Raw genomic sequence first — 26,434 nt, 5'->3', positions numbered from 1 at the left:
AGCAGCGGTCAGACCGAGGCGGGGCGGCCTTCGTGGAGGCGGGCCAGGATGGCAGCCTTGAGGGTTTCCGGGGCAGCCTCCTTGCAGGAGCGCTTCACCACGGAACGGATGACGCATTCGAGGTCGTACTCGTGCGAGCAGTCGGCGCAACCGTCAAGGTGGGCCTTGATCTCACCGAGGTCGTCACAGGACAGTGCACCGTCCAAGTATTCATAAATTCGCACGATGCGCTCGTCGTCGCAATCGCCCAGGCTTTGGCAGTCGCCCATGGTCATTTCTCCGTCTCAGTTAGTTGGTCGGCTTCCCTGAGGTAGCCGCGCTCCACGGCGTAGTCAGCCAACATGTCACGCAAAAGCTTCCGCCCCCGGTGCAGCCGTGACATCACGGTGCCGATGGGCGTGTTCATGATCTCAGAGATCTCCTTGTAGGCAAATCCCTCGACATCGGCAAAATACACGGCCAGCCGGAACTCCTCCGGGATGGCCTGCAGCGCATTCTTCACGTCGGAATCAGGCAGGTGGTCCAAGGCGTCGGCCTCGGCCGAACGCAGCCCCTTCGATGTGTGCGACTCCGCCCGTGCCAGCTGCCAGTCCTCAATGGTGTCCGCGTTGGACTGCAGGGGCTCGCGCTGGCGCTTGCGGTACAGGTTGATGTAAGTGTTGGTCAGAATCCGGTACAGCCAGGCCTTCAAGTTGGTGCCCGGCTTGTACTGGTGGAACGCTGAAAACGCCTTGGTGTAGGCCTCCTGGACCAGGTCCTCGGCGTCGCTGGGGTTGCGGGCCATGCGCATGGCGGCCGAATACAGCTGGTCAACGTACACCATGGCGTCACGCTCAAAACGTGCACGCCTGGCTTCAGTGGTCTCGTTGGCAACATCAACGCCGGCAACGTCCGTGACCACAACGGCCGGTTCGGTGCTGACAGTTTGCTCAGGCTCGGAAATGTTCATCACCTTCGAGTCTATGCTCACCTGCAGCTGGAAGCCCGCTGCGGGCGCGGCCTGTGGGCTCAGTGTCTGCATTGGCGTTCCTTTCCATGGCATGGTGCGTCCCTTGGATGCCCGCTTCGCAAGGCACCGCTAATGATGCAAACCGGCCGGCGCCGTCGGATATTCCGCAAACACGGCACCAAGGTGGGAGACTTGTACACAGCAAGAGCCTTCCGCAGCCCGGCTGCCGCCACCGCCGGAAGGCAACGAGCACCATACAGGAGGCTTCCTTGACCATTGTCCGCGCCCTTGCCCGCCCCATGCTGGCGTCCTCGTTCATCCTTTCCGGCATCGACCGGCTGCGCAATGCCGAGCAAACCGCGGTCTCGCTGGGACCGGTCCTGCGCCCGCTGGGTGCCGCCCTGCCCGTGGAGACGAGCCAGAAGAACCTGGCCCGCGTGATTGCCGGCACGCAGGTGGGTGCCGGCGTGCTGCTGGCCACCGGGAAGTTCGCGCGGCCCGCCGCCGTGGTGCTGGCGCTGACCGCCGGCCTGAACACGGTGGCCGAGTACCGCAACGCGGACCAGTCCACCAAGGAAAACCGCGCCCACCGCCGCAACCAGCTGGGCAAGAACATCGGCCTGATCGGCGGTGCGCTGCTGGCCAGCGTTGACACTGCCGGGCGCCCCGGCCTGGCCTGGCGTTCCGAGAAGCTCGTTGAGGCCGGCAAGAAGAACACCAAGAAGCAGTTGCAGAATGCGGACAAGCAGGTCCGCGCCCTCGCCCACGACGTGACAGGACAGTAACAACACATGACCGCCCATTGGCCCGCACCCTTCTCCGCCACCCCCCTGGACGCCACCGTCACCATCCCCGCGTCCAAGTCGCTGACCAACCGGTACCTTGTCCTCGCAGCCATTGCCGACGGTGAATCCCGCCTCCGCGCCCCGCTGCAGTCCCGCGATTCGGACCTCATGATCGGTGCGCTGCGCGCCCTCGGCGCCGGCATCACCGAGATGCCGGGCGCAGGAGACGTCCCAGACCTGGTGGTCACGCCCATCCCGGCCGGCTTCACCGCCCCCGCGGGCCTCACCGTTGACTGCGGGCTTGCCGGCACGGTCATGCGCTTTGTCCCGCCGCTGGCCGCGCTGGTCTCCGGGGCCGTGAAGTTCGACGGCGACCCCGCGGCCCTGGTGCGCCCCATGGCTCCCATTGTGGCTGCGCTGGAGGGGCTCCGCGTGCGGGTCGAAGACGCGGAAGACGGCTTCCTGCCGTTCACCGTCCACGGCACCGGCTCCGTGGACGGCGGCCATGTGCAGGTCGACGCCGGCGGCTCCTCGCAGTTCATCTCCGCGATCCTGCTGGTTGCGGCCCGTTTTAACACACCCCTGCACCTGGAGCACGTGGGCGAGTCCGTGCCCAGCGTGGACCACATCTCCATGACGGTGGAGGTGCTTCGTTCCCTCGGCGTCGTGGTGGATGACTCCACTCCGCTGAACTGGATCGTGACGCCCGGCCCCGTCGCCGCGTTTGATGTGTCCCTGGAGCAGGACCTCTCCAACGCCGGCCCGTTCCTCGCGGCTGCCCTCGCCACGCGCGGAACCGTCCGCATCCCGAACTGGCCGTCCAACACCACCCAGGTGGGCGACAAGTGGCGTGAGATCCTCCCCCAGTTCGGCGCAACGGTCACCCTGGAGGACGGCATCCTGACTGTCACCGGCGGCCCCGAGATCCTCGGCGTCGACATTTCCGACACCTCGGAGCTGGCCCCCTCCACGGCCGCCATCGCCGCCCTGGCCTCGACGCCGTCGCAGCTGCGCGGCATCTCCCACCTGCGCGGGCACGAGACCGACCGCCTCGCCGCGCTCGTGGCGGAGATCAACGCACTGGGCGGCAACGCCGTCGAGACCGAGGACGGGCTCATCATCAACCCTGCCCCCCTGCACGGCGGGGTGTTCCACAGCTACCATGACCACCGCATGGCCACGGCCGGCGCCATCATTGGACTGGCCGTGCCCGGCGTCGAGGTTGAGAACATCGCCACCACCGCCAAGACCATGCCGGCCTTCCCTGCCATGTGGGCGGCCATGGTGGCCCAGACCGCCGAACCGTCATCAAGTGCGGACAACGCTTCGGCGGTTGAAGCCGGGGCATAGGCGCATGGCACGAGATTACAGCAACTGGGACGAATCCGATGTCCGCGTCCGGGCCAACAAGAAGGGCAGCCGGCCGCGAACCAAGGACCGGCCCGCCCATGACGACGCGGTTATTGGCCGGATCATCACGGTGGACCGGGGGCGCTACACCGCCATCGTCGACGAGGACTTGTCCACCGAGCGCACCCTGATCGCCGCCCGGGCCAGGGAACTGCGGCGCAACCCCGTGGTGGCCGGCGACTTTGTGGCGCTCGTCGGGGACACCTCCGGCAAGCCCGACACCCTGGCCCGGCTGGTCCGGGTCGAGGAGCGCCGCACGCTGCTGCGCCGCAGCGCCGACGACACCGACCCCGTGGAGCGGGTGGTGGTGGCCAACGCCGACCAGCTGGTCATCGTGGTGGCCGCCGCCAACCCGGAGCCGCGCACCGGCTTCATCGACCGCGCCCTCGTGGCCGCCTACGATTCCGGCATCGAGCCGCTGCTGCTGATCACCAAGACGGACATCAAGGACCCCGCCGAGCTGCTCGCCAACTACGAGCACCTGGACATGACGGTCATCATCAGCCGCACGGCCGCGGACGGCGCCTCCGGCATTGACGCCCGCTCCGACGACGGCGACTCCGCCCTCCTGGCCGGGGGCGCCGTCGAGCAGCTGCACGGCTATCTCGATGGGAAGGTTTCCGTGCTGGTGGGGCACTCCGGCGTCGGCAAGTCCACCATGGTCAACGCCCTGACAGGTTCCCAGCGCGCCACCGGCGGCGTCAATGCCGTCACCGGCCGCGGGCGGCACACGTCCTCGTCCGCGCTGGCGCTGCAGCTGCAGGACGGCCTGCCGGGGTCTTGGATCATCGACACCCCCGGCATCCGATCCTTCGGCTTGGCGCATGTTGACGCCGACCGGATCCTGCAGGCCTTCCCGGACCTGGCCCCGGGCGCCGAGAACTGCGAACGCGGCTGCAAGCATGACAGCGCCGCCGTGAACTGCGGACTGGATCCGTGGGTTGCCGAGGGAAGCGCGGGCGACGCCGGCCCGGCCCGCCTGGCGTCGCTGCGCCGCCTCCTCGGCACCAGCGACCGCACCGAAGGCCGCGCGGCTGAGAAGGAGCTCGGCGTCACCGACTGACCCCGACGGCGCCCGGCCCGCCCTGCTCCTGCGCTCGGTCACGGACAAACGATGCGCCACTCTTGGGCTGCGCGTGGTTGTGCCCAAACCACGCGCAGGAGCGGGAGTCCGTCACGGACCAGCTTGCGCAGGCAGGGCCGTGGTCAACGGCAGGCCGCGGTCAAAGCCCCTCCCTTGGGTCCTATGCGCACAGTTGGGTGGCCATCTGGCGCATACCCAAACACGGCTTTGGCCATGCGCACGGTTCGGGGTGGCATCGGGCGCAGCTCCTTCACTGGCGCCACGTTGGGAGGTGAATCTTGCGCATACCCAAACACGGGCTTGGCCATGCGCACGGTGCCGGCCCGTCGCTGCGCATAAGGTCGTTGGGGAGTGGCCCTGCCCGAACCCGGGCCCAATCCGCGATAGCGTAATCACCATGACCATCGAACCCCAGACGTACAACGACGACCTCCGCCTCGCCCACGTGCTCGCGGACAGCGTGGATTCCCTGACCATGTCCCGCTTCAAGGCCCTCGACCTGGCCATCGAAACCAAGCCGGACCTGACCCCGGTCACGGACGCCGACAAGGCCGCCGAGGAATCCATCCGCAGCCAGCTCGCCCGCGTCCGCCCGCGCGACGCCGTCCTGGGCGAGGAGTTCGGCAGCAGCGGGCACGGCACGCGCCGCTGGATCATCGACCCCATCGACGGCACCAAGAACTTTGTCCGCGGCGTCCCCGTCTGGGCCACGCTGATCGCACTCGTGGACGACGGCGTTCCCGTTGTTGGGCTCGTCAGCGCACCCGCACTGGGCAAGCGCTGGTGGGCGGCCCAGGGCACCGGCGCCTACATGGGCAAGTCCCTCGCCTCCGCCACCCGCATCCGCGTCTCCAACGTCACGGAGCTCAAGGACGCCTCCATGTCATATTCCTCCATGACCGGATGGAAGGAGCGCGGCAACCGCGATGACTTCATCGCACTGACCGACGACGTCTGGCGCACCCGCGCGTACGGCGACTTCTGGTCGTACTGCATGGTCGCCGAGGGCAGCGTGGACATTGCCTGCGAGCCGGAGCTCAACCTCTACGACATGGCCGCCCTGGTCCCGATCGTGCAGGAGGCCGGCGGCCGTTTCACCTCGCTCGACGGCGTCGACGGCCCCTACGGCGGCAACGCCCTGGCCACCAACTCCATCCTGCACACGGAGGTGCTGCAGCGCCTGAACCCCAGCTGGGACGACCTCCTCAGCTGATGCCCACACCCTCCCCAACCAGGTAGAAGCACAGGTGGGTTAAGTGCGACGGCGGACTCCCGCCGTCGCACTTGTTCGTTGCCCTGCGCCGCGGCCAGGCCAGGTGACGACACACGGCGTAACAAATGCACATGTCAAAAAGTTGGGCTAATCTCTTGTGCATAGGTCACGAGTGCCAGCGCTAAACCCCGGTTTGCTGGCCGGCAACCCTCCTTTCGCGGCGGGGTGCCCCGGGTGACGACCTGGCCAGGCCGGAGCGGTCTTGGCAAGCGCGGACTCCTTGGCACCCAAGGGTCCTTCGTCGAAGGAACTACTCATGAGCTCTGCCCTGTTGGAATCAGCCACCCTGAAATTGTCCGGACTTGCCGCCGACCCCCTGCTGCCGGTTGTCGGTGCGGAACTGCCCGCGCCCCTCATCACCGGCGGGCATGTGCGCTATGCAAACCTGGATTACGCCGCCTCGGCCCCGGCCGTGGAAGAGGTGGCCGCACACCTGAATGAGGTGCTGCCCTACTACGCCAGCGTGCACCGGGGGGCCGGATACGCTTCCCAGGTGAGCACCTCGGTGTACGAGAACGCCCGCACCATCGTGGCCAAGTTTGTGGGCGCCCGCGCAGACGACACCGTCATTTTCACGCGCAACACCACCGACTCCCTGAACCTCCTGGCCGGCTGCGTCGAATCCATCCTGAAGCAGCGCGGCTTCACCGAGGGCCGCTCCAACGCCCACGGTGAGGTGCTCTACCTGGACATCGAGCACCACGCGAACCTCCTCCCGTGGCAGGCGCTCCCGCACAGGTCAGTGGTTGCCGCCGGCTCCATCGCCTCGACCCTGGCCCGCGTGGAAACGCAGCTGCGCGCCGGGAACGTGGTGCTGCTGGCCGTCACCGGCGCCTCCAATGTCACGGGCGAGGTCCTGCCCGTGGCCGAGCTTGCCGCGCTGGCGCACAAGCACGGCGCCCGGATCGTGGTTGACGCCGCGCAACTCGCCCCGCACCGCCGCATCGACCTGGCCTCGAGCGGCATCGACTACCTGGCTTTCTCCGGCCACAAGCTCTACGCCCCCTTTGGTGCAGGCGTCCTGGTGGGCCGCCCCGACTGGCTCGACGCCGGGGCCCCGCACCTGGCCGGCGGCGGCGCCGTGAAGGAGGTCCGCCTCGAGTCGACCAGCTGGACCGAGGGACCGGCCCGCCACGAGGCCGGCTCCCCCAACGTGCTGGGCGCCGCCACACTGGCCCGGGCCGCCGAGGTCCTCGCCGGGCTGGACGCCGCGCAGTGGCACGAGCACGAGCAGCAGCTTCGCAGGCACCTGGTGGACGGGCTCGCCGCGCTCGACGGTGCCAGCGTCCATGAGTTGTTCAACGACGGCGCCGACTACGCAGATTGCGGCAGCATCGGCGTAGTCAACTTCTCGGTCACCGGATACGACGCCGGACTGGTCGCCGCCTACCTCTCCGCCGAACACGGTGTGGGCGTGCGCGACGGCAAGTTCTGCGCCCACCCGCTGCTCAACCGGCTGGGCCTGCCGGCCGGTTCGCTGCGGGCCAGCTTCGGCGTGGGCTCGCGGCTGGAGGATGCCCAGCGCCTGATCGACGGCGTGGCCGCACTGCTGCGCGACGGCCTCGGCTGGGATTACGTTGTGGACGCCGGCCGGTGGGTCCCCGCCAACGACACCCGCAGCTACCCCGACTGGGCACCCAACACCCCGGGGACAGCCGGCGCAGCCCCCTGCGCCACCGACTAGTCCACGCCCCTCCCTTCGACGCCATCGCACCAATGACCGCTTTTCGGCCATCCCTGTCGCACCAATGACGGATTTTCGGCCAGCCCTGTCGCACCTCGGTGCGGCGGGGTGTGCCACAGCCAAGCACTGCGTCTTGCGTACTGCGATGGGGTTTCGAGAAATCCAGCCATTGCTGCGATGGCGTCGCGTGCATTGATTGATGCCATTGCTGCGGGCTTCATGGGGATGGGGCGGCCCTGCCCACGGTAAAGTTGAGCGGCAGCAGGAGGCACAACGTTGGTGGGAGTGGACATGGCAGGCATGGGCGGACCGGTTTTCGACGCGGAACGGCGCAGGCACATGGCTGCAGCGTTCCTTGAGGGCGGCGACCATTACCACAAGGTCCGTCCCGGCTACCCTGCCGATTCACTGGACTGGCTGCTGGAAACGGCCGGCCCCGTCCGCGATGTCCTGGACATTGGTGCGGGCACGGGAAAGTACACGCAGTTGCTGGCCGGACGCGGCTGGACCGTTACCGCCGTCGACCCTTCCACCGACATGCTCGCCCAGCTCACGGCCAACCTGCCAGAGGTCACGGCCGTCACCGGCACTGCAGAACAGTTGGACCTGCCCGGCGCATCGGCGGACCTGGCGGTGGTGGCCCAGGCCTGGCACTGGGTCGACCCAGTGGCCGCCAGCACCGAGATTGCACGGGTGTTGCGGCCCGGCGGCACCCTTGGGCTGGTGTGGAACCAGCTCGACGTCAGCCTCCCGTGGGTCCACCGCCTCGCCCGGATCATGCACGCGGGCGACGTGCACAAGCCCGACTTCCGCCCCGAGGTTGGCCCCGAGTTCTCGGCACCGGAAGCACACAACACCCGGTGGGCGCAGCCGCTGACGCCGGAGGGGATCATGGAGCTGGCTAAGTCACGCAGCTACTACCTCAAGGCATCCGATGCCACCCGCGAAAAGGTCATGGGCAATCTGGCTTGGTACTTGCTTGAACACCTGGGCCATGCGCACGGCCAGGAACTGGAGCTCCCCTATCTCGCCCAGACTTGGCGCAGCCACAAGCTCTGACGCCGTCCAACGGCACCGGGCAGCACATCTCATCCGGCGGCGGGGTCCCAGCCCCGGGTCCAACTCCCGCCAGCGCCACCTTTGTTTCCCCATAGCAATACCTCAGGGAAACTGAGTCACCTCGACAAGCACAGCCACGTCACTTATGATTTCGGTAAGCCTAAATATTTGACTTAGGCTTAGCGAAGGATGGATTGTGCTCGACACCTTGAAGAAGCGTCCGCTGCGGAGCCCCCGCGGCGGGCTCGTGCTGCTGGGCCCCGCGTTTGTCGCCGCCATTGCCTATGTTGATCCCGGCAACGTGGCCGCCAACCTCACCTCCGGCGCCACGTACGGCTACCTTCTCGTGTGGGTGCTGGTCACGGCCAACGTCATGGCCATGCTGGTGCAGTACCAGTCGGCCAAACTCGGCGTGGTGACCGGCAAGTCGCTTCCGGAACACCTGGGCCAGCGACTCAAGACACGCAGCCGCCGCCTCTACTGGCTGCAGGCCGAACTGGTGGCCATGGCAACGGACCTCGCCGAGGTGGTGGGCGGCGCCATCGCACTGCACCTGCTGTTCCAGCTCCCGCTCCCCGTGGGCGGCCTGATAGTCGGCGTTACCTCAATGGCCCTGCTGAGCGTGCAGAACCGCCACGGCCAACGGCATTTTGAGTCCATCATCATCTTCCTGCTGGTCATCATCACCATCGGGTTCCTCGCCGGGCTGGTCCTCAGCCCGCCGGACCCGGCCGGCATCGCCGGCGGACTCGTCCCCCGCTTCGACGGCGCCAACAGCGTCCTTCTCGCAGCCGGAATGCTTGGTGCCACCGTCATGCCCCACGCCATCTACCTCCACTCTCAGCTGGCCAAGGACCGCCACACCGACGCCCGAAGCACCCCGGCGCGCCTTCGGAAGATCATCAAGGCGACCAGGCTCGACGTCGTCCTTGCCTTGATCCTGGCCGGCGCAGTGAACATCGGCATGCTGCTGCTGGCCGCGTCAACACTGGGAGGGGTCTCCGGAACCGACACGATCGAGGGCGCGCACACAGCGATAGTGGACAGCCTGGGCCCGGTCATGGGCGTGGTGTTTGCAGTGGGCTTGCTCGCGTCGGGACTGGCATCAACCTCGGTGGGCGCCTACGCCGGGGCCACCATCATGAACGGCCTGCTGCACATCCGCATCCCGCTGCTGACCCGGCGCGTGGTCAGCCTGATCCCGGCCATTATCCTGCTCTCCGTCGGCATCGACCCCACCTGGGCGCTGATCGTGAGCCAGATTGTGCTCAGCTTCGGCATCCCGTTCGCCCTGATCCCGCTGCTGCGCCTGACAGCGAGCAAAAAGGTCATGGGCGAACACCGCGACGGGCTCCCCTTGCGCCTTGCCGCACTCACCAGCGTCATCCTGATCGTGGCCCTGAACGCCCTGCTGCTGTGGCTGACCTTCACCGGGCAGGCCTAGCGGGTAGGCTGGGGGACGTGAAACAGACTGCCACCTCCTCCAGCATCGAAGACTATGTGAAGGTCATCTATGCCTACACCGAATGGCAGGACAAGCCCATCACCTCCAGCGTGCTGGCCACCCGGCTCGGCGTCGCGAACTCGTCGGTGTCGGAGATGGTCCGCAAGCTCAAGGACCAGGGCCTCGTGGACCACCAGCCGTACAGCCCCATCCACCTGACAGCCCGGGGGCTGAGGCTCGCACTGTCCATGGTCCGCAGGCACCGGTTGCTGGAAACCTACCTGGTCCGCGAGCTCGGCTACACCTGGGACGAGGTCCACGACGAAGCCGAACAGCTGGAACATGCCGTCTCCGAGCACTTCATCGAGCGCATGAGCGCCAAGCTGGGCCACCCCGTCCGCGACCCCCACGGCGACCCCATCCCCGACGCCACCGGCCGCATCAGCATGCCCCCCTCGCACCGCCTTGACGAGCTGGACCCCGGCCACACCGGACGCATCTCGCGCATCAGCGACCACGACCCCGAGCTCCTGCGCCACCTCGAATCCATCGGCATCGGCCTGGACACGCAGCTCACCGTCCTGGGCCGCCCGCCTTTCGGCGCCGGCTGGCAGGTGAGTTTGGCGGGACCTTCCCAGGACATGGCCGACGCCGGCCACCTGACTTTGGGCGATGAGGTTGCGGCCTCGCTGTGGCTGGCCTCGGTGGGCACGCACCCGGGATGTGCCGTGGCTGAGTTCACCGGCGGCACCCTGATGAGCGGGCACTCCGCGGACTGACAGCCCCGGCTGTTCCCAACAGCGCGAATGTCCGGCACCGGCGGGCCCAGGCTGCGCCGGGTCCCACAAGGCGTCCGGCTTCCGGCTTCCGGCAGGCCGATTGGTAGCATGGGTGGATGCCTCCCTGGATACCAGTTTTTGCAGCCATCCCGCTCCTGCTCGGGGCAGTTTTCCTGACCATCGGCACCGTCCTCTACAAGCCGGGCAGCGGCAAATGGCCGCTGGTGCAGGGCATTGCAGTTCCCTCCGGAACCTTCGGCCCGCCCAGGTATGAATGGCGCAGTCCCGACGGCGTCTTCCGGCGCGGCCGCGCCGTCGCCAGGTCCCTGCCGCTGCTGCCCGGAACGGCCGTGACGGTGGCCTTCGACCCTAAAGACTTTTCTCGCTTCCGCCTGGACGGGGTGGTGAGCTCAGGGCAGATCTTCATCATCATTGGCTGGATCATACTCATTCTGGGCCTGTTCACCGCCATTCTACTGACGGTGCTCGCGGTCAGTTTTCCCGCCTAATCCGGCGCTCCCGGCTTGTCCGCGGGCGTGGTCCGCCCTGCACGCAGGATGTACCTCTGCACCTTGCCGCTTGGCGTCTTTGGCAGCTCGGGGACAAAGTGGATCCGCCGCGGATAGGCATGGGCGGCGAACTTGTCCTTCACCAGGCGCTGCAGTTCGGCTGCCAGTTCAGGGGAGCCGGCCGCGGAGTCCCGGAGCACCACAAAGGCCTCAAGGACTTCGCCCCGGATGTCATCCGGGGTGCCGATGACTGCGGCCTCGGAAACCACCGGATGCGTCACCAGGACAGACTCAACATCAAAGGGCCCGATCCGGTAGCCGGCCATGATGATGACGTCATCGTCACGGGAGGAAAAGTAGATGTAGCCGTCTCCGTCGCGGCGCCCGGAATCCCCGGTGATATACCAGGAGCCGTCGGCACTGTAGCGTTCGGCAGTTTTTTCGGGGGCGTCCACGTAGGCGCCAAACCACATGAAGGGGCTTTGCGGAACGTTGACGGCAATGCGCCCGGGTTCACCATCCGGGGCGGGAACATCGGAGTCAGCGGCGAGGACATCCACGCCCCATCCCGGCAGCGGCCGGCCCATGGATCCGGGCCGCAGCGGTTCGGCCAGGCCGCCTGCCCACGCATTGCCGGCCACCATGCCCAGCTCGGTCTGTCCGTAGTGGTCATGGACTTCCAGGCCGAAGGCCTCCCGGCCCCAGGCGATGACGTCGGGCGTCAGCGGCTCGCCGGCACTTGATGCGCGGCGCAGCACATGGCCGTCACCAGCGGCGGAGCCTGCCCGCAGCGAGCGGTAGACGGTGGGGGCCGCGGCAAAGTTGGTGACGGCGAACTTCTCCATGACGGCCCACGTCAATTCGGCGCTGAAGCCCGCCGACAGCAACAATGAGCGGTTCCCCGCGGCCATGGGCGCCAGCAGGGCAAAGTACAGCCCGTAGGCCCAGCCGGGATCGGCCATGTTCCAAAAAACATCGTCATCCCGCACATCCAGGCCAAAGCGGTGGTAGCCCACAAAGGAAGCCACGGCCCGCAGCGGGATCGGCACACCCTTGGGGGTGCCGGTGGTCCCGGAGGTGAACAGCTGCACGAGGGTGCCGTCGCCGCCCACGGCGACCGTTCCGCCGTCGGACATCCCGGAAGAATCCGGGGAACCGGCCGTCTCGGGAGAACCGGAGGAAAAGACGGCGGACGTCCCCGCCATCAGCTCGGCAAAGGAGTGGTCGTAGCCAAAGGCCTCGCCGCGGGCCACAATGACAGGCAGCGAGGCGTCGGTGGGGATCTCGCCCGGCGGGACCAGCTTGCGGCGCTGGTCGGCGTCGCACACCACCAGCCGCGCACCGCTGGCCTGCAACCGGAAGGCGATGGCATCGTGGGCGAAGGCGGTAAAGAGGGGCACATCCACGGCGCCGATGCGCCAGATGCCCAGCAGGGCGATGACGAGTTCGGCTGACTTGCCCATGAGCGTGGCAACGTGGTCGCCGCGGCGCACGCCGAGGGCAGTTAAAGCAGCGGCGAACTGCGTGGATTTCTCCCGCAGCTCGCCGTAGCTGATATCAACAAAGTCCAGGTCCGCGCCAATGACCGTGAAGGCTGTGCGGCCGGACGGGTGCCGGTCACACAGAAGTTCAGCAGCATTGGCGCCAGGCGCCGCGAACATGTCCAAAAGTTCCTGCACGCGTGCACCCGAGAGCTCCATTGGTGTTTAGCCTTCACAGTCCTTGCAGTAGAACAAACCGTTCTTCTCGCGGGCCACCTGGCTGCGGTGGCGGACCAGGAAGCAAGAGGCACAGGTGAACTCGTCGTCCTGTGCGGGAATGACCTGGATGATCAGTTCCTCGTTGGAGAGATCGGCACCGGGAAGGTCCGTGCCTTCGGCCGTGTCTGAGTCTTCGACGTCAATGTGTGCCGTCTGGGCACCGCCACGCTGCACCTGGAGCGCCTGCAGCGACTCTGTCTCGTGGTCTTCATCCTTGTTGCGTGGTGCGTCGTAATCCGTTGCCATGCGGTTTTCAAACTCCTGAACTGCTCGTGATATGGGCTGGGTCTTTCAGCGCCCCATACTAGCCCCTGAAAGCTGATAATGCGCCCTGAATTCCCTGTTGTTTTCCCACAGCATAGGGTATGGCCGTGGTATTTGGTGCAAACACGGCAAACTCGCCGAAAATTCCCAACGAATGCGCACCCAATGTGGCCATTCTCACCCGTGAAACACGCCGCCGCGGACGTTCCCGTGACACATTCGGGCGGCCAGAAATCGCCAGTCCCGGCAGGGCCACCTATCCTTGGTAGAACATGGAAAACAACCCTTCCCCCCGTGAATCTCTGAACCGCAAGTCGCTGAACCGGCGGCAAGTGGCCCAGGCACTGAACATCCCCCCGGAGATGGCCGCCCGCAACGGCATCCCCTCCCGGCTCAGCGCCGCCGAAGTGGCCGCCATCGACGCCAATCCCCCGGCCTGGCTTGCACAGTCCCGGGCCAACGCCACTGGCAAGCGCCCCGTCTGGGTAGAGCTGCGCTGCTACCTGTGCGACTTTCTGGAGGTCGCCCGGCCCAAGAAATGGTGGCCGGAGTTCAGCTACGTCATCTGCGACTTCCACGACAACAGCGAACTGCCCGACCCTGCACCGGGCTTGCGCCGCAGCCAGTTCGACGGCGTCGGAAGCCGTTTTCGGGGGATCGTCGACTCCCGGGACTGATGGCCTGGCAACAGGGGCACCCGGCACGGCGGCACACCTGCCGAGCGGCACGGAGCCGGCTTTTCAAGTAGCATTCACCCCGTGAGCGTCTCGGCAAAAAGTTTCCAACATTGGCTTTCCTCGGTGGCAGGCTCCATGAGCCATGCCGCCGTGTGCCGCGCCGCCGGCATTAAGCGCTCCACGCTGGCGCAGCAGCTGGTGCGCGGGCGCGTTTCCCTGGCCACGATTGCGGCCGTCAGCCGTTCCCTGGAACTTCCCGTGGTCACGTCGCTGGCCGCCTTCCCCGCCTTCCAGGACCTGGCCTCCGGCATCACGGCACCCACCCAGGCCGAAGCCCTCAGCCAAATCTCGGACACCGACCTGCTGCAGGAGATCCTCCACAGGCAGGCCGCTGCGGAGAACGACGCCGCCCCGGGCACCTTTGCATTGTCGGGCCCGCACCACCGTTCCTCGGTCCGCGCATGGCTCGACGCCGTTGACACCTCGGAGCTGCGGCAAAAAGTTGCCCGCCAGGCATCCATCGCCCCACAAAACCTTTCGGCACAGATCACCGCCAACCGCCTCAACGCCGAGCTGGCCATTGAAAGCGCCCGCATTGCGGGGGTGGGACTGACCAACGGACTGGTGGCCACCGGATTTCTGTCGCCGGCCGAGGCCGGATGGGCCCCCGACGCCCGGGAGCTGGCGCTGCACCAGGTGGCCGACAGCGAGCTGGTGCTGCTTGCATCCCACAGGCTTGACGTATTGGGGCGCGTGCTGCGCCGCTCTGAAGATGACGCCGCGGCGGTCCAGAACATTTGGGAGAACCTGGGATGACGACAGTTCTGCAGCTCGCTGCCCTCTTTGCCTGCCTGGCCTGCACGGCCATCCGGTTCCCCTCCATGCTCAAGGGGCGGAACCGGAGCCTGTTTTGGATTTTTGCCATGGCCTCCCTGAGCGTGGGGCTGAGCATCCACGCAATCTACATGCCTATCGATGCCGTGCTGGGCGGGATCAATCTCGCCAACGTGCTGTTGAGGCTGAGCCTCTTTGCCGTCTTTTTCCTGTTGGCCGCCAAGGTGGCGGCAGCCTACAACTCGCCGCTCGCATGGGCAATGGTCCGGGGACCCGTGGGCATCGCCGTACTGGTGATTTGTTCCCTGGGCATCTGGGTCAGCTATTTCTTCTCCACCAAGGCCCCTTCCTCCACGGGGCTGTCGGCGCTGCCCGGCGAACCGGCGCTCACCGCATACTCCGGATTTGGCATGGCCTACATGGCCTACGCCGCTGCCTGCGTGGTGGTCCCCACGGCAAGGGCCACATTTGCGCGGCACCTGCTCTTGGACAGGGCCTCTGCATTTTTGATGTGCATCGGCTTCGTCCTTGTCCTGGCCACGGTGCCATTGCAAGTGCTTCCGGACACCAACGACGCCCTGCTTCGGGGGATCTCTTTCAGTGCCGTGCTGTTCGTGGCGGTGGGACTTGCACTGGTCTGGCTGTCCTATCTGAAGGGCACCAAGCGAAGGAAAGCGGCCGTCTGAGCGGGCTCAAAACTGCTGCCGGCGGACACGTGATTGCCGTCTCACACGACAAATATGTACTTTTCCATTACTAATGCAATAATAATGAATGTGTGAACACTCCACTACATTGGACACACAACGCTTTGGGGGTGAGTGGTGGATCGGAATAACAGCCGGCCCACCACTCAATCATTTAACCCCCATGCCGCACCCCCGCACAAGGCCCCGTCGGCCCCGGTCCCACCCCGCCTATCACCGCGATCCCGGCCGGACGGTAGACTAGATGTGTTTGTTGGGGACCATTTCAATCGTGGCGATTGTTGCAAGCCTCGGCAGACCACGCCGGGATACCGTCCACCACGGCTGTGCACTGCCCGATTGAAATGACGGCTGGAATGCCGGAACCACTACTTTGGGGAGGAGTGCGGCATTACATGGACTTGTCCGAACACAACCATGACACTCTTGTTGACATGCGGACCCCAAGGGAGCAGTCCGACCCGCTGGTCATGTACCGGGGGCGTGTGACGGGGCTGCTTGAGGCGAGGTCCAAGGCGCCGCTGCTGGTCCTCAGGGGCCCCATGCGTTGCGGCAAGTCGGTTGCCCTGCAGCACTGGTCCAATTCCACGGACCAGCGCTTGCTCTGGCTGCACCTGAGCGGGGAACAGCAGAAGGCACGCGCATTTTGGTCCAAAGTTGAGCAGGCGGCTCGCATCCACGTCGGCTCAGGTCCTGCAGCCGGGAACAACCTGGCCCGCGACATTCCTGCCCCCGGATGTCCGGCGGCGCGGGTGGCCGCACTGGTGCACGGCGCCCCGGCTTTCACGTTGATCCTTGAGAACTTCCACCACATCCAACCTGCCAGCCGCCACGAGGTGGAAACCGGGCTGTTGGACCTTTTGGAGCATGCACCCGAACTGCGCATCATTGTGGTGGCACGCTCGGCTCTTTCCATCGAGGCACTCCACCTGTCCAGCAACGTCGCGGTGCAGGTCATCGACCGCGACGCCCTGGCCTTCGATGACAGTGAAGCCCGCGAATACCATGCAGGCACGGTGCTGGAGCATGTCAGCAGCGACCTCAGCGCGCAGCTGTTTGGCACCCCGGTCCTGCATCGAACCGCACGGATGGTGTCCACTGAACCCCAGTCGCCCAACATGCCGCTCGTCGAGAACGTGGTCCAGCGGGTCATCGATGTGCTGCGCAGGGACTTGGCGGCCGTCCGGATCCAATGGCTGTCGCCGACAACCGACGCCTTCATGGCCGCCACGCTGCCAGTGTTGGACTTTGACCTGCCCCTGGCCCAGGCGGTGTGCCCTGGCCTCGATGCGGCGGCTGCCATCCGCGAACTGGCCGAGTCAGGACTACTGTGGACCACCACTACGCCATACTCCGCAACCCATGGCTACAGGGAGTTCATCCGAAAGTCCCTCTCCCCCATTTTTGCGCAGCAACTTGGCGCTGCCCGGAAACAGTCGCTGTCGGCGGCGGCGGACTACGAATTCCAGCGTCGCAACTACTATCCCGCCTTCGCCTACGCTGTAGCCAATGAGGACTACCGGCTGGCATCAAGCATCCTCATTCGCTCCGGCTTGGAGCCCATGCTTGACGGCGGGCCCCGGTTCACCGCCACACTGATGTCAATCCCGCAGGCCAGCATCGTCAAGCACCCTGTGCTCTGCCTGGCCGCCGGCGTGGCGAACATGCCGCGCAAACAGACCCGTTTCAAGGCCGTGGAGTACTTTACCCTGGCACTGGCCTCCAGCAGGCTGCAGGGCAAGTCGCTGCCTGCGGAAGATAGGCTGGCCACCGGCCTGGCGGAGGCTGTTGCCCTGCGCCTGACTGGCCAATTCAAAATGGCAGCGGCGGCCGCACGCAAGAGCCTGAAGGCGCATGCGGAGCTGCCCCTCGCCGCCCATGACGAGCTGGCCCGGTTTGAAGCACTGGCACTGGGCCAGTGGGGCCTGACGCTGCTGTTTGCCGGCGACATGGCCGCAGCCACCAAGGTGCTGCACCAAAGCGTCAGCATCACCGAGCAGTCCAAGTCCGCGCAACTGGTGTTCTTCGCCCTGTCCCTGCTGGCCTACCGCTATGCCGTCGACGGCGACCTCACCACGGCTGCGGACTACGCTGCCGCGGCTCAGGCAGCGCTGCCGGACATGCCCGCCGTCGAACTTTACCAGCGCACCCCCCTGGCCATGGCCCAGGCCCTCATCGAGCTGGGCAGGCTGGATCCTGACAGCGCGGAAAAATGCCTGGCGCCGGTCATGACGGAGACGTCCACGAGCGAGTTCTGGGGCCAGCTTCGCATCATCGAGGCACGCATCGAGCTGTTGCGCGGGCGGGCGGGCATCGCCACCGGACGGCTGGACCTGGTCCTGCTGCACCGGAAGGAACTGCCCTCGCTCAACCCGGTGGACGCAATGGAGCTTGCCGTGGTTCAGGCCGAGCTGCTCATGGCGGCCGGCAACGCGACGGGGGCGCAGGCGGCCCTCGCCAAGCTCCCCAGAAGCGGCACATCCAGCGTTCTGGCCCGCGCCAGGATGAGGCTGGGCATGCACCAGCACGCTGAGGTGGTGGAGCTGCTGGGCGGCCAGGTGAGGTACACGTCGGCCAAGCAGTCGCTGGAGGCCCAACTTCTGCTCACGGCCGCCCGGCTTGCCCTGAAGCCGGCAGAGCTTGTCCGTCCGGACATCGAGCGCATCTCCAGCAGTGTCACTACCTTGGGGAACCACTGGCCGCTGGTGATGCTTCCGGACACCGACCTGCAGCGAATCGTTGCCGCCGCCACCACGCTGGGGGGTGCCCTGGCCTGAGGCGCCCGCACCGCTGCACGGGCTGCTGCCGCACTCGTTGTCGCTCATCTCGCTGACGCCGCGGGAGCAGCTGATCCTGGCGACCCTGTCCGTGACCGGTGACCGCGCGAAGATTGCCCGCAACCATTTTGTCAGCCTCAACACGGTGAAGTCCCAATTGCGCTCCCTCTACAAGAAGCTGGGCGTCACCTCCCGCGAGGAAGCACTGCTGGTGGCGCACCGCGAGCATTTGTTCTAACGGCTTTTAGGCCATTAAACGGCTGTGGCCCTGCACCTTCCGTTGGGAAGGGCAGGGCCACAGTCTTAAGGCGGCTGTCGGCCTAGCGCCTGGCTGAAGTGCGACGGCGTCGGGCAGTGAGTGCCACGGCGCCACCTCCCAGCGTCAACAGCAGGCCTACGCCCATCAGGGCGATGCTTCTGAAACCGGTGTTGGACAGCTTTTCAGCAGGTGCCGGGGCGGCCGGTGCCGTTTCCGTGGCCGGTGCGGCCGGGCTGGCCGTATCCACCGGGCCCGTCGGGGCAACGGGCTCCGTCGGATCCACGGGCTCGACCGGGTTGGCCGGTTCCGTCGGCTCCGGCGTTTCCACAGGATCAATCGGTTCAACCGGGGCAAGGGGCTCGGGGATGAGCACGAAGCCGAAGTCCAGGGTCAGATCACTCTGGCCATCCTGCGTCAGGCCCTCGGACGTTGCCGTCCAGGTGGATGAGTCTCCTTCCCGGTTGCCTTCAGTCTCGATGGTCGGGATGTACGGGGCCAGCGGCTCCTTCGATCCTTCCTTGTCAATGCTGACGGTGTACGACTCGCCATCCTTCAGAACCTGCAGGTTCTCGAAGGTGTAGTGGCCGTTGTCATCCGTCGTTGCGGTGCCGACTTCGTTGCCGAACACGTCGGTGACAGGCTTGCCGTCGGGGCCGGTGATCGTCAGGACCACACCCGGGATGCCGGGCTCCAGGGCAGAATCACCCTGAACACCGTCACGGTCGGAATCAACCCACACGTAGTCACCCACGGACACCTTCGGCAAAACAAAACCGAAGTCCAGGGTCGGATCATGCTGGCCATCCTCCGTCAGGCCCTCGGATGTGGCTTCCCACGTCGAGGAGTTGGTGCCACGGTCAGCGCCCGTGTCGACAGTCGGAACATAAGGTGCCAGCGGCTCCTTCGATCCTTCCTTGTCAATGCTGACGGTGTACGACTGGCCATCCTTCAGAACCTGCAGGTTCTCGAAGGTGTAGTGGCCGTTGTCATCCGTCGTTGCGGTGCCGACTTCGTTGCCGAACACGTCGGTGACAGGCTTGCCGTCGGGGCCGGTGATCGTCAGGACCACACCCGGGATGCCGGGCTCCAGGGCAGAATCACCCTGAACACCGTCACGGTCGGAATCAACCCACACGTAGTCACCCAGAGACACCTTCGGCAAAACAAAACCGAAGTCCAGGGTCGGATCATGCTGGCCATCCTCCGTCAGGCCCTCGGATGTGGCTTCCCACGTCGAGGAGTTGGTGCCACGGTCAGCGCCCGTGTCGACAGTCGGAACATAAGGTGCCAGCGGCTCCTTCGATCCTTCCTTGTCAATGTTGACGGTGTACGACTCGCCATCCTTCAGAACCGGCAGGTTCTCGAAGGTGTAGTGGCCGTTGTCATCCGTCGTTGCCGGGCCAACCGGGTTGCCAAACACATCAACAACCGGGTTGCCGTCGGGACCCGTGACGGTAAGAACGACACCCTTGATGCCCTTCTCACCCTCATCCTGGACACCGTCACGGTCGGAATCAACCCACACGTAGTCACCCAGAGACACCTTCGGCAGAACAAAGCCGAAGTCCAGGGTCGGATGATGCTGGCCATCCTCCGTCAGCCCCTCGGACGTGGCTACCCACATTGAGGAGTCACCTTCGCGATTGCCCTCACCAGCCTTGGTGGGGTGGTAGGGAGCCAGCACCGTTTCCGATGCCGTCCGGTCGATCGTCACCGTGTAGGACTCATTGTCCTTCAGCACCGGCAGGTTGTCGAAGGAGTACTTGCCGTCCTTGTCGGTCATGGTGGGATGCACCAGGTTGCCATAGACGTCGGTGACAGGCAACCCGTCCGGACCAGTCAAAACAAGGGTGACATCCTTGATGCCAACTTCATCATTGTCCTGGCGGCCATCCTTGTTGCCGTCAATCCAGACGTAGTCTCCAACAGAGACCTTTTCCTTCTCAACCGGACGGAAGGTGATGCCGGTCTTGATGGGCTCCTGGCTGCGGTGGTCGGTCTTGCCGTTCACCTGCGCGTTGGCGTAGTAGCCAAACGAGTTCCAGGCGGGGGCCAGCTCGCTGGCGCCTTCCGGCATCTCAGTGGCGGACTCCGTGGAGAATGTCAGTGACACACCTTCGTTCAGGGCCAGGCCCGGCGCAAAGTCATACACGGCCTTCAGTCCCATGATGTCCTTGGGGTTCGCCGGGCGCTCGCTGAGCCAGTTGTCTTCACAGCCGGACCACGGGGTTCCGTCGCCAAAGTCACCGACAGGCTTGCAGCTTGCGGGATCGCCAACCAGGTAGAAAATCTCCCGGGTGGCACCTTCAGGCAGTTCGGCCTCCTTGATTTCCAGCAGAGTGGGGGTCCACTTGGTGCCGCGCGGGGTGCCCGACTGGCTGGTGGTCACACCGTGGTCACCGATCCACGGGAACACATCCAGGATTTCCATGTGGTTTGTGGGGACGTTGCCGGTGTTGGTTACGGTGAGCTGCCACTCGGCGGTGCCGCCGGGCTTGGTCTCAACAACACACGGGTAGCGGTAGAAGCCGTCACCAAAGTCGTAGCACTCGCGGTTGTTGACCACGTTGTGCACGCCGGTGGGAGCGGTCTGGCCTGCCGAAGGAACTTCGCGGACCAGCTTCATGGAGTTGTAGCTCTGGCCTGCAATGACAACAACGGGACTCTCGCCCTTCTCCGGTTCAGGCATGTTGGAGCCGGAGAATTCCATGCTGTTCACCAGGTTGGAGCCTGCAGGAAGGCCGGAGCGCACCTTGACGGCCAGCACCACGGTGTACTTTTCACCCGGGTACAGGACGGTGCCTGCGGGGAAGGTGAAGGTGACATCGGTACCATCCACAACGGTTGCCGAAACGAGTTCGCTATCGGTGGGGATGGTTGTGCCGGGCTTCGCGGAGGTGAAGGCATTGTCCAGCTTGTAGACGGTGGTTGCGGCAAAGTCGGGATCCACGCCCATCATGGGTCCAGTGGCATCCGACGGAAGCTTGTCCACAATCTTAGGGTCGAGGATCGGCTCGGTGCCGTTGTTCTCAACCGTCATGGTGTAGCTTGCCTCGCCGCCTGCCGCGATCTTCGCATCCAGGGCGTTGTTGGTCTTGGTCACAGTTGATCCCAGGACACCCGGCGTAAACGCGTAGTCAGCCGTCGAATCCGGAACCTCGTGTAGCTTGCCCAGCCGTGACATTTTGCCGCTTGCCGTGTTGGCAATGGTGCGGTCTGCAGTCTCGCCGGGGTTCCTGGTGCCATCGTCGCTGCTGTTGATTTCACCGGACCGCAGCATGTAGCGCGGCTTCACCTGGAACTTGAAGGTGTTGACGTTGCGGGCCAGCTCCTCGTAGTTGCCGCTCTCAATGGTGATCCGGAAACCTTCGACGGCGGTCATGGGCGCCTTGCCGTTGTGGGCATCCACGAGCGAGTTCATGTTCGTCGCCAGGTTTTCGGCCTTGGTCCATTCGCCGCCGGTGACCTCGAGACTGCCGTCAACGGTCTTGTACGTGCCGCCCGTGAAGAATTCGTACGTCATCTTCGCGTTGCCCGGGCCGCTCGCAAAGTCGGTCCACTTCACAAAGTCAAAGGCATTCCAGAAGGTCGGGTCGATGTCCTCGACCATTATCTTGTCTGCCTTGTCCGCGCCGGAGTTGATGGCGAGGGTGACCTCGGTGGGCGTCAGCGGGAACAGCGGGACGGGGCCGGCCGGGTTGAACGACTTGGTCAGCGCCGGGGTGATCTCCACCGAGTTTTCGGTGATGACCTTCAACTCCGCCGAGGCCCTGTCATCCTTGGATTCCCCGTCGCGGGCCACTGTTGCGTCCACGGTGTTCGGGATGGTGTAGGCCGGATCCAGCTTGCCCAGGGCAGTGTCAACCAGCTCGTTGGTGCCCAGCACCGTGTCACGCAGCTTGGTGTTGACGTTCACGGTGAAGCTGGCCTGGCGGGGAACCAGCAAGTCGCCGGTCTTGACCAGTGAGAAGTCAAAGCCAACAACGTTGGCCCAGTCAATGCCCTCAACTCCTGCCGGTGAGAGAGCTTCCGTGCCGGAGAGTTCGCGCGTTCCACCGTCGGCCAGGGTCAGCTTCAGGCGGGCCAGCTCGGCAGTTGCGCCGTCGCCCAGCACGACGCCAAGAGAGGTGATCTCAACATAGTCGAACGGTTTTGTGCCTGCCGCCGGTTCGGAAACCTTCAGCGAGTCCACGGCGTTCGCGGAGCTGTTGTTTGCTCCCAGCGTGAGTTTCGATTCCGGGTTCTTGTTGTTCGGCTTCTGGACAACTGTGCCTGGTGCCCAGGACTTGGTGACGCCGAGGTTGATGTTCTTGTCCGAAACAACTTCTGCCGTTGTGTTCTCGCCCTTGTTCAGGCCCAGGTTGTTGCTGAACTCGTCCCCGGCCGCCATGTCTTGGGTCAGTTCAAACTCCACAACGGAGGTGACGTTGGCATCCTTGGGGAACGTGCCCTCGGTGCGCTGGTATGTAACCTGCACCCCCTTGGCACCTTCAGGCAGGTCGAGGATCTCCTGGCTGGCAGCGTTTTCTTTCAGGACAATCCAGGTGCCTGCAGCGTTCAGGTATTCAACCTTGACGGTCGAGGCGCCCTGGATCTCTGCAATGGTGACCTTGTTGGCCTTCCATTTGGGCATCATGGTCTCAAAGTTGTCGGTCTGCACAATTTCACGCACGTGGACGTTGGAGGAGTCCTTGACCTTGGTGTTCAGGGTCGCGTTGACCTTCTCACCGGTGACTCCTTCAACGCGGTTGTCGGAAGCGTACATGCCGGCGGTGGAGAAGAACTTGCCGCCCACCAGGTCCTCGGAAGGCTCGACAACCTTCAGGGGCGCACTGGCCTCGCCGGTTGCGGCAGGGGTTCCTCCGGCAGAAGTTCCGCCGGCTTCGATGGTGTTGGTGTAGTCGCCAACGGTCTCACCAATGACACCGAACTTCATTTCAACTGATTCGCCCGGGGCGTAGTTTCCGGTGAATGCCACCGTGAAGGACTTCACGGCTTCGCCCTTGGGCATGTTGGCCGGGAAGGCAATCTTTCCGTCCGACTCGGCCAAGGTGTATTCGGTGCCGTCCACAGTGACAACAATGCTGTCGGTGTTGGCAGGCCAGCCGCTGGCCACGAACTCGTCAAAGTCGATGCCTGCCCCAAAGGGGTCGGTGCCGGTGGACGGCTCCTTGATGGTCATGGTCTGCAACGGCTGGTTGGAGCCGTTCACGGCACCAATGGAAACCGTGGCCTTGTTCTCCGTGCGGCCCTCGAAGCCCGGCGTCTGTGCAACAACGCTCGGCGGCGCAATGGACTTGGTGGCGTTGACCACGAAGGTCACGGCCGTGATCTCGAACGAGTTCTCGGCCTTCGCGACGGGTGAATCGCCCTTGGGCGTTGTGGCCACAATGCTTGTTTCGTTCCGCACAACGCCGGTGGCGCCGGGGCGGACCACGGTGTTGAGCACCAGGGAACCGGCCGTGCCATCTGCAACAATGCCACCCTTGGCGCCGTCGCCGGTGGTGGAAGTGGAGGAGGTGTAAATGATCTCGAAGCCGGTGATGGCGGCCAAGTCAACATCGGCGGGGATCGTGGGTTCTGCGGAGGGAACGCCGTCGTGCTTGGTTTCCCCGACAAACCAGTTGACGGTGACGGTGTCGGCTCCCTCGGGGAAGGTGTGTGCGCCAAATCCGGTGAAGGCAACCTGATCGAACGGTTTGCTCTCGCCGGAAGGCTCCAGGATGGTCAGTGCGTTGGCACCCACAAGCGAGGCATTCCTGATGCCGCCCAGGGTCAGTGCGTTGGCGGTCTCTTCACCGGCAATGGTGCTCGGCACGCCCCACGCCTTGGTAATATCCGCCTTGAGTGCGGGATCGATTTCCACCGGAACGGCCGGAGCCGGGTCGGTGACCCTGCCGGTCGTGGACGTCAGCGTGGCCTCGTTGATGAGCGAGGTGCCGCCCAGCTCGGCGGAAGCGTTCGCTGGCAGCTGCGCGACGATGGTGATGTGGTAGTCAGAACCGGCAATCAGGCCCTTTTCTTCGGGGCTGTCGGGAGCAAACTCGTTGAAGGTCAGCTCAACCTGGCTGCGGTCATCGTTATATTTCTCTTCGACGGGCTGCTTGAATCCAGTCGGAGTGACGGTGCTAACCACCAGCGGCGGCGGCAGCAGGTCAATGAGCTTGGCATCGACGCACGGCACTTCAATCGACGAGCAGCCGATGGTCAGGTCGTATGTTACAAAATCTCCCGGCTTCAGTGGCTTGGGATCAGCCACCGTCTTTTCCAGGTACATCCCTCCGCCAACACTGGCGGGTGCGGGGATGTCACCATCTGGCGCGGCCATCGCGGCTGGTGCCCCGATCCCGGACGCCAGCAGCAGGGCCAGCAGCAGCGCCAGCCCCCTTCGAATCATTAACATTCGTTTCCTCACAATAGGTGGTGCCCCACAAACCACTCGTGCAACGCACCATCGACGAAGCTCCGCACACCCCCAAGGCGCGGCGTGAGCCAAATATCCACCGACGATGCTTCCATCCGGGACAGCCGAATTAGCCGAATGGCGAATAAATCACCGTCCCGATTAACCCTCCAGAGACATTGAGCGTGAAAATATGGCAAAAATGTGCCGTGCTGCGGCCCCGATCACATTGGCCATCTGGCTGGCTGTAGCATTGAAACGCAGGCGCTCCAACCCCGAGCGCATACCCTTCGTCAAGAAAGCCCAAGCCATGAGCGTCGGTGTCTTTGATTTGTTCACAGTGGGCATTGGCCCCTCGAGTTCCCACACAGTCGGGCCCATGCGAGCCGCGGCCGCCTTTGTGCGGGAGCTGGGCGCGGACGTGCTGCCGCGGGTCAGCTCGGTCCGGGTCGACCTCTACGGCTCCTTGGCGGCAACGGGGCGTGGCCACGGCACCATGACGGCCGTCCTGCTGGGATTGGAGGGCCGCGAGCCGGAACTCATCCTGCCGGAGGAAGTGGAGTCCAGGCTTGCCGCCTTCGCCGCCGGGGAGCCGCTGCGCCTGGGCGGCAGCATCGAACTGCTGTACGGCCCAGAGGACATCGTCCTGCATCCGCTGACCATTCTCTCCCGGCACACCAATGGCGTGACGTTCACCGTCAGCGACGCCGCCGGAAACAGCCTCCACGAGGCCACCTACTTCTCCGTGGGTGGCGGCTTCATTGTCCGGGAGGGTGAAATTGAATCAGCGGCCGCAGAATTGGAGAGTTCCAAGCAGCTCCTCCCCCTCCCCTTCAGGACGGCCGCCGAGCTGCTGGGCCACTGCCACTCCTCAGGGCTGAACTTCAGCGGCGTCATGCTGGCCAACGAGCTGGTCTCCCGGAGCGAGGAGGAGGTGCGCAACGGCCTGCTCCATATTCGCGACGTCATGGAAGACTGCAAGAACTCAAGCCTGGACCGTGACGGCGTCCTGCCAGGCGGGTTGAAGGTTCGGCGCCGAGCACCGGACTGGCATGCACGGCTGAGGGCGGAGGACCCTGACAGGGACCCCAAGTTCTGGCAGGAGTGGGTGAACTTGGTGGCCCTGGCCGTGAATGAAGAGAACGCCTCAGGCGGCCGGGTCGTCACCGCACCCACAAACGGCGCCGCCGGCATCATCCCGGCCGTCATGTTCTACGCCACCCACTACATCGACGCGGTCCGCAACGCCACGCAGGAGGCGATCGACAACGTCGTGGTCAAGTTCCTGCTGGCCGCCGGGGCCGTAGGCATCCTGTACAAGGAACAGGCCTCCATATCCGGTGCGGAGGTGGGCTGCCAGGGCGAGGTGGGTTCGGCGTCGTCCATGGCGGCGGCGGGACTGGCCGAGGTCATGGGCGGCACACCGGAACAGGTGGAGAACGCGGCGGAGATTGCCATGGAGCACAACCTGGGCCTGACCTGTGATCCGGTGGGCGGTCTGGTGCAGATCCCGTGCATCGAACGCAATGCGATTGCCGCGGCGAAGGCCATCAATGCGGCGAAGATGGCGTTGTGGGGCGACGGACAGCACCATGTCACCCTCGACGAGGTCATTGTGACGATGCGCGAGACCGGCCGCGACATGAGTTCCAAGTACAAGGAGACGTCCATGGGCGGGCTCGCCGTCAACGTGGTGGAATGCTGAGTCCCAACCGCTCCCGCGAGCTTGCAAGCCCGCAGCGGGCCCCTCGCGGCTGTGTGCACAGCCGCGAACAAT

At 65.1% G+C, this 26,434-nt stretch carries 20 protein-coding genes and 1 riboswitch; of the genes, 15 read left to right on the top strand and 5 right to left on the bottom strand.

From position 1 onward, the window contains the following. Nucleotides 1-8: 8 nt before the first annotated feature. Together rsrA and JOF48_RS13090 are read right to left on the bottom strand one after the other, a co-directional pair. A complete protein-coding gene (rsrA, locus tag JOF48_RS13095; protein WP_209684525.1) occupies nucleotides 9-269 on the bottom strand; it encodes a mycothiol system anti-sigma-R factor in 261 nt (86 codons plus the stop codon). 2 nt (nucleotides 270-271) lie between these two features. Beyond that, a complete protein-coding gene (locus tag JOF48_RS13090) occupies nucleotides 272-1,021 on the bottom strand; it encodes a sigma-70 family RNA polymerase sigma factor (RefSeq protein WP_245346530.1) in 750 nt (249 codons plus the stop codon). 197 nt (nucleotides 1,022-1,218) lie between these two features. Here JOF48_RS13090 and JOF48_RS13085 point away from each other — a divergent pair, with 197 nt between their 5' ends. The 9 genes from JOF48_RS13085 (at nucleotide 1,219) to JOF48_RS13045 (ending at nucleotide 10,976) form a co-directional block, all read left to right on the top strand. Beyond that, nucleotides 1,219-1,734, top strand: coding sequence for a DoxX family protein (locus tag JOF48_RS13085; RefSeq protein WP_209681361.1), 516 nt, complete (start codon nucleotides 1,219-1,221; stop codon nucleotides 1,732-1,734). A gap of 6 nt (nucleotides 1,735-1,740) precedes the next feature. Beyond that, nucleotides 1,741-3,084 carry a 3-phosphoshikimate 1-carboxyvinyltransferase gene (gene aroA / locus JOF48_RS13080; RefSeq protein ID WP_209681359.1) on the top strand — a complete coding sequence of 448 codons (1,344 nt, stop codon included), beginning with the start codon at nucleotides 1,741-1,743 and terminating at the stop codon, nucleotides 3,082-3,084. A 4-nt stretch (nucleotides 3,085-3,088) separates the two neighbouring features. Then, nucleotides 3,089-4,207 (top strand): ribosome small subunit-dependent GTPase A, encoded by a 1,119-nt coding sequence (gene rsgA / locus JOF48_RS13075; RefSeq protein ID WP_209681357.1) that lies wholly within the window; start codon nucleotides 3,089-3,091, stop codon nucleotides 4,205-4,207. A 418-nt stretch (nucleotides 4,208-4,625) separates the two neighbouring features. Continuing rightward, nucleotides 4,626-5,441 carry a histidinol-phosphatase gene (gene hisN / locus JOF48_RS13070; protein WP_209681354.1) on the top strand — a complete coding sequence of 272 codons (816 nt, stop codon included), beginning with the start codon at nucleotides 4,626-4,628 and terminating at the stop codon, nucleotides 5,439-5,441. Nucleotides 5,442-5,605: 164 nt separating this feature from the next. Beyond that, a riboswitch (SAM riboswitch) is annotated at nucleotides 5,606-5,719 on the top strand. A 38-nt stretch (nucleotides 5,720-5,757) separates the two neighbouring features. After that, nucleotides 5,758-7,185 carry an aminotransferase class V-fold PLP-dependent enzyme gene (locus JOF48_RS13065; RefSeq protein ID WP_209681353.1) on the top strand — a complete coding sequence of 476 codons (1,428 nt, stop codon included), beginning with the start codon at nucleotides 5,758-5,760 and terminating at the stop codon, nucleotides 7,183-7,185. 291 nt (nucleotides 7,186-7,476) lie between these two features. Further along, on the top strand, nucleotides 7,477-8,244 hold the full coding sequence (locus tag JOF48_RS13060; RefSeq protein WP_245346529.1) for a class I SAM-dependent methyltransferase: 768 nt from the start codon (nucleotides 7,477-7,479) through the stop codon (nucleotides 8,242-8,244). 193 nt (nucleotides 8,245-8,437) lie between these two features. Then, the gene (locus JOF48_RS13055; RefSeq protein WP_209684523.1) at nucleotides 8,438-9,688 is read left to right on the top strand and encodes an Nramp family divalent metal transporter; all 1,251 of its coding nucleotides are present in this window, start codon (nucleotides 8,438-8,440) and stop codon (nucleotides 9,686-9,688) included. A 17-nt stretch (nucleotides 9,689-9,705) separates the two neighbouring features. After that, nucleotides 9,706-10,467, top strand: coding sequence for a metal-dependent transcriptional regulator (locus JOF48_RS13050; protein ID WP_209681351.1), 762 nt, complete (start codon nucleotides 9,706-9,708; stop codon nucleotides 10,465-10,467). 116 nt (nucleotides 10,468-10,583) lie between these two features. After that, complete coding sequence (locus tag JOF48_RS13045; RefSeq protein WP_209681349.1) at nucleotides 10,584-10,976, top strand: DUF3592 domain-containing protein; 393 nt, start codon at nucleotides 10,584-10,586, stop codon at nucleotides 10,974-10,976. On the opposite strand, the gene JOF48_RS13040 is transcribed toward JOF48_RS13045, so the two are convergent. After that, entirely contained in the window at nucleotides 10,973-12,676 is a 1,704-nt protein-coding gene (locus JOF48_RS13040; protein WP_209681347.1) for an AMP-binding protein, read from the bottom strand. The genes JOF48_RS13045 and JOF48_RS13040 overlap by 4 nt on opposite strands. A gap of 6 nt (nucleotides 12,677-12,682) precedes the next feature. Beyond that, on the bottom strand, nucleotides 12,683-12,982 hold the full coding sequence (locus JOF48_RS13035) for a DUF4193 domain-containing protein (protein WP_203313340.1): 300 nt from the start codon (nucleotides 12,980-12,982) through the stop codon (nucleotides 12,683-12,685). 290 nt (nucleotides 12,983-13,272) lie between these two features. On the opposite strand from JOF48_RS13035, the gene JOF48_RS13030 reads away from it, so the two are divergent. From JOF48_RS13030 to JOF48_RS13010, 5 genes are all read left to right on the top strand, one after another. Then, a complete protein-coding gene (locus JOF48_RS13030) occupies nucleotides 13,273-13,677 on the top strand; it encodes a DUF5997 family protein (RefSeq protein WP_209681345.1) in 405 nt (134 codons plus the stop codon). Between the two features lie 81 nt (nucleotides 13,678-13,758). Further along, nucleotides 13,759-14,493 carry a hypothetical protein gene (locus JOF48_RS13025; protein ID WP_209681343.1) on the top strand — a complete coding sequence of 245 codons (735 nt, stop codon included), beginning with the start codon at nucleotides 13,759-13,761 and terminating at the stop codon, nucleotides 14,491-14,493. Beyond that, nucleotides 14,490-15,197 carry a hypothetical protein gene (locus tag JOF48_RS13020; protein ID WP_209681341.1) on the top strand — a complete coding sequence of 236 codons (708 nt, stop codon included), beginning with the start codon at nucleotides 14,490-14,492 and terminating at the stop codon, nucleotides 15,195-15,197. The genes JOF48_RS13025 and JOF48_RS13020 overlap by 4 nt, the downstream gene beginning before the upstream one ends. Before the next feature lie 416 nt (nucleotides 15,198-15,613). Beyond that, nucleotides 15,614-17,995, top strand: a complete 2,382-nt coding sequence (locus JOF48_RS13015) for a hypothetical protein (RefSeq protein ID WP_209681339.1) — start codon at nucleotides 15,614-15,616, stop codon at nucleotides 17,993-17,995. After that, the gene (locus JOF48_RS13010; protein ID WP_342591240.1) at nucleotides 17,982-18,233 is read left to right on the top strand and encodes a response regulator transcription factor; all 252 of its coding nucleotides are present in this window, start codon (nucleotides 17,982-17,984) and stop codon (nucleotides 18,231-18,233) included. Before JOF48_RS13015 ends, JOF48_RS13010 begins: the two co-directional genes overlap by 14 nt. Nucleotides 18,234-18,315: 82 nt before the next feature. Here the strand turns inward: JOF48_RS13010 and JOF48_RS13005 are convergent, their stop codons facing one another. Then, nucleotides 18,316-24,657 carry an SdrD B-like domain-containing protein gene (locus JOF48_RS13005; protein WP_209681336.1) on the bottom strand — a complete coding sequence of 2,114 codons (6,342 nt, stop codon included), beginning with the start codon at nucleotides 24,655-24,657 and terminating at the stop codon, nucleotides 18,316-18,318. A 310-nt stretch (nucleotides 24,658-24,967) separates the two neighbouring features. On the opposite strand from JOF48_RS13005, the gene JOF48_RS13000 reads away from it, so the two are divergent. After that, nucleotides 24,968-26,362 (top strand): L-serine ammonia-lyase, encoded by a 1,395-nt coding sequence (locus JOF48_RS13000; protein WP_209681334.1) that lies wholly within the window; start codon nucleotides 24,968-24,970, stop codon nucleotides 26,360-26,362. The last annotated feature ends 72 nt before the right edge of the window (nucleotides 26,363-26,434 follow it).

The organism is Arthrobacter stackebrandtii (assembly GCF_017876675.1).
GTDB classification, from domain to species: Bacteria; Actinomycetota; Actinomycetes; order Actinomycetales; family Micrococcaceae; genus Specibacter; species Specibacter stackebrandtii.
This window is presented reverse-complemented; position numbering and strand designations above follow the sequence as displayed.